Source organism: Candidatus Synechococcus spongiarum SH4 (assembly GCF_000586015.1).
Classification (GTDB): Bacteria; Cyanobacteriota; Cyanobacteriia; order PCC-6307; family Cyanobiaceae; genus Synechococcus_B; species Synechococcus_B spongiarum_F.
On the sequence record NZ_JENA01000171.1, the window covers coordinates 1 to 3,661 of the forward strand.

The 3,661-nt window shown below is 63.9% G+C and carries 4 protein-coding genes and 1 pseudogene; 2 read left to right on the top strand and 3 right to left on the bottom strand.

Annotated elements, in window-relative coordinates; genetic code table 11:
• Both BG35_RS13140 and BG35_RS0107690 read left to right on the top strand, forming a co-directional pair.
• On the top strand, positions 1 to 1,162 hold a 1,162-nt coding region (locus BG35_RS13140), incomplete at its 5' end, for an autotransporter outer membrane beta-barrel domain-containing protein (protein ID WP_034417862.1).
• Positions 1,163 to 1,281: 119 nt separating this feature from the next.
• Positions 1,282 to 2,265 carry a cysteine synthase A gene (locus BG35_RS0107690; protein ID WP_080688094.1) on the top strand — a complete coding sequence of 328 codons (984 nt, stop codon included), beginning with the start codon at positions 1,282 to 1,284 and terminating at the stop codon, positions 2,263 to 2,265.
• A gap of 47 nt (positions 2,266 to 2,312) precedes the next feature.
• On the opposite strand, the pseudogene smpB reads toward BG35_RS0107690, so the two are convergent.
• The 3 genes and pseudogenes from smpB to BG35_RS0107710 form a co-directional block, all read right to left on the bottom strand.
• A pseudogene (gene smpB, locus BG35_RS10935) lies at positions 2,313 to 2,709 on the bottom strand (SsrA-binding protein SmpB); the annotation flags it as partial.
• Between the two features lie 269 nt (positions 2,710 to 2,978).
• Positions 2,979 to 3,305, bottom strand: coding sequence for a type II toxin-antitoxin system RelE/ParE family toxin (locus tag BG35_RS0107705; RefSeq protein WP_025782367.1), 327 nt, complete (start codon positions 3,303 to 3,305; stop codon positions 2,979 to 2,981).
• Positions 3,305 to 3,661: type II toxin-antitoxin system Phd/YefM family antitoxin (locus tag BG35_RS0107710; RefSeq protein WP_236619825.1), on the bottom strand; the 357-nt coding region annotated here is incomplete at its 5' end. The genes BG35_RS0107705 and BG35_RS0107710, both read right to left, overlap by 1 nt.

Below are 3,661 nucleotides of genomic sequence, written 5' to 3' on the forward strand. Positions count from 1 at the left end.
AACAGCTGGGCAAGGGCTGGAAGAGGGGGCAACACCCCGGCTTGCCGTCTGGGGTGAAGGGGCGCTCTCCTCCTTCCGTGGACAGGAAGCCACCCTCTCCCTGACTGGGGATGTGGGCACCGCCCTGGTTGGCGCGGACTGGCGGACGGAGCGCTGGCTGGCTGGCGCTGCCCTCTCCCACTCCTGGGGCAACGGCTCCTACGCCGGAGAGGACGGTAACGATGCAGACCTCAGCAGCACCCTGCTTGGCCTGTTCCCCTATGGCCGTTATGCCCTCACCCCACGACTGGGCGTCTGGGCCGTGGCCGGGTACGGCTGGGGCAAGCTCTCCGTCACACCGGACGACGGGAGCAACAGGGAGTACCGGCCCGGCAGCACCATGGTGATGGGCGCCGTGGGGCTGGATGGCTTGCTGCTGGATGGCGGCGCCGAGGGGCTGAGCCTCACCACCACCATCGACCTGCTGAGCCAGAGGACCACCACCGAGCAGGTGGATGCTCTCTCCTCCAGTGAGGGCAGCGTCTCCCGGCTGCGGGTGGGGTTGGAGGCGGGCCGCCCCTTCCCCCTGGCCAACGGTGCGGCGCTGCTCCCCTCGCTGGAGGTGGGCATGAGACAGGACAGCGGCGATGGGGAAACCGGCTTCGGGCTGGAGGTGGGGGCAGCTCTGGCATGGAACGATCCACAACGGGGTATTAGCGCCCAAGTCAAGGGCCGCTCTCTGGTGACTCATATGGAGGAGGAGTTCCGGGAGCAGAGCTTGGCCCTCTCCTTCGCCTGGGAACCCGACCCCACCAATCGGGGACCCTCCCTCGCCATAGGTCACACCATGGGCGCACCCGCATCCGGCATGGATGCCCTCCTCAATCCCGCCGGCATGGAGGGGTTGGACGACGCCAGCAGCGGGGGGCAGCAGTTCGAGGCGCAGTTGGCCTACGGCTTCCCCGCCTTCAACGACCGCCTCACCATGACCCCAGGGGTGACCTTGGCCCTCTCCCCCACCAGCAGCGCCTACACCCTGCTGTGGTCCCTGGCACCCTATGCTCCCCAACCGGGAGAGACTACGCCTTGGGAACTCTCCCTCGAAGGAGAACAGCAGGATACCCGCTCCTCCGCTTCCCACCCGGAATACTCCCTCGGCCTCCGCTTCTCCCTCCTCTTCTGAGTCCTGAATCAACTACTCCTCACCAGCCCCTTATCCAGAACTCGGGTTACCTTATGCTGGGTGTGGGGGAATGCCGGGGCAGTGGGTAGCATCAAAGCCTGGACATTGGCAGTAGCACCATGGTGGGCATGACCGAAGGTTTCGTGGAAGCCATCGGCAACACTCCACTGATTCGTCTGCGGCGCCTCAGCGAAGCGACCGGGTGCCAGATCCTTGGCAAGGCCGAGTTCATGAATCCAGGGGGGTCGGTGAAGGATCGCGCCGCCCTTGGCATCGTGCAACAGGCCGAGGCATCGGGCGCCCTGGTGGCCAGTGGAACCGTTGTGGAGGGAACGGCCGGCAATACGGGCATCGGCCTGGCCCACATCTGCAATGCCAAGGGCTACCGGGCCCTGATCGTGATTCCGGAAACCCAGTCCGAGGAGAAAATCAGCCTGCTGCGCACTCTGGGGGCTGAGGTGCGCACGGTGCCGGCCGTGCCCTACCGGGACCCCAACAATTACGTGAAGTTCTCCGGCCGCCTGGCCCAGGAACTACCGGGGGCTGTTTGGGCCAATCAGTTCGACAACACGGCCAACCGGGATGCCCACTACGCCACCACAGGGCCGGAAATCTGGCAGCAAACCGGTGGCCGGGTGGATGCCTGGGTCGCCGCAACCGGTACGGGGGGAACCTATGCCGGTGTGGCCCGCTATTTGAAGGAGCAAAACCCCGCTGTGCGCTGTGTGCTGGCGGACCCCCACGGTAGCGGTCTCCACTCCTGGTTCAGCACGGGAACCGTCAGCATCAGCGGCTCCTCCGTCACCGAAGGAATCGGCAACAGCCGGGTCACCGCCAACCTGGCTGGCGCCCCCGTGGACGAGGCTATCCGCGTTGACGACCAGACGGCCCTCAACACCATCTACGACCTGCTCTGGCAGGAAGGACTGTTCATGGGCGGATCCGTGGGCATCAACGTGGCGGCGGCGGCGCGGGTGGCCCGGGAGATGGGGGCGGGCCATTGCATTGTCACCGTGCTCTGTGACTCCGGCAGCCGTTACCAGTCCCGCCTGTTTGATGCCCAATGGCTGGCGCAGCGGGGGCTACGACAACCACGGCCATAGGGGGCGGCTTCAGGGTCGCCCCAGGGCAGCGCCCATGGCTGGCAGTCCTCCCTGGTGCGGTCGTGGCGGCGTTTGTCGTGGAGCTTGCGCCCCCGCCCCAGGGCCGGCTCAGCTTGATCCAGGAGCCTTTCAGGTGAAGATTGAGGGGCGCCAGGGTGAGTCCCTTCTGGGCCACCCCACCTCCAGGCGATTGATCTCCCGCCGCCGGGCCAGCACCCGCCGCGTCCGCAAGGGCTCGTGGTTAAAATAATTGCCCGCCTGCTGGTGGGGGGGAATGTGAACGTTATGGAGCCAACGCTGCCCGTCACGGATGAGGCAAAAGCCGTCCCGCAAATTGGCCTTGCCGGCACGAATGGACTTCACCTCGGCACCCAGCAACTCAAGGCCGGTCTCCAGGGTTTCCAGGATGTCGTATTGATGGTGGGCCAGGCGATTCTCCGCCAATAACGAAGATGCTGCCTAAGCTGCGCTCAGGAGAAGAGCTTAGGGTTGGCGTCGAATTCTCCGTCCAGTTCCGCTCTGATTGCGCGAATTCCGTGGTGGCGGAACTGAGGCAGGTTCCAGATGACCTTGGACTGGGTGACCAGGTTCACATTGAGCAGAGATCGTGTGAGTTCATGCTTTGTCACATGACCAGGAGTCCGAGCACTCGGTGCGGATCAGGCACGGCCAGCAAGGGACCGAGGATCAATGGCCTGATCGGCAGGAAGCGACTACGCTTGCAGCAGGCGCCGCTGCAGCAACGTCTGCATGTCACGCCGCCCGTCTGCCATGATCAGGACGTAGACGGTGTGCCCAATCACCCGGTAGATGATGCGGTGGGGTTTGACAAGGATCTCGCGGTAGTCCCGTACCCCGATGTCCAGTAACTCCTTCGGATAGCTTCCACGCTGGGGGTACTCAGACAGGCGTTGGAATGCCGTTTCGATTCGGTCCACAACCTGGCTTGCCCGAGCCGGCCCATCGTGATGGCTGATGTAGTCCCAGATCTCTTTGAGGTCGCGGGCAGCGTCTTTGGTGAGCTGAACCTGGAAGGTCATCAGTGGTGCGGTTGTCCCTCTCGAAGCCGGGCAATCACATCAGTGGCGGGTTCCACCTGAGCGGCCTCAATCTGCTGGTTGCCGAGGGCGAGAATCTTGAGCAGCGCCATCGTCTCTTGGGCCTTCGTGAAGCTGTCGATGTCCTGAAGCACCGCCTTGGCTTCGCCGTTCTGCGTGATGATGATCGGCTCTCCTTTCTCCCGGAGGGCGCCGACGATCTTCGAGGCATGGGCTTTGAGATAGCTGATCGGTTTGATCTGGTTGGATAGTCCCATGAGCAACTCTTCTTTGCGGTCCAAGTCCAAATTTGGCCTGTAAACAGGTCCGACCACAAGGAGTCCGAGGAGACAATCGTC

What these genes read in the sequence shown, in the direction of transcription:
- BG35_RS0107690 (WP_080688094.1), top strand. Translation starts at nt 1,282, where the DNA reads ATGGTGGGCATGACCGAAGGTTTCGTGGAAGCCATCGGCAACACTCCA.
- BG35_RS0107705 (WP_025782367.1), bottom strand. Translation starts at nt 3,305, where the DNA reads ATGACCTTCCAGGTTCAGCTCACCAAAGACGCTGCCCGCGACCTCAAA.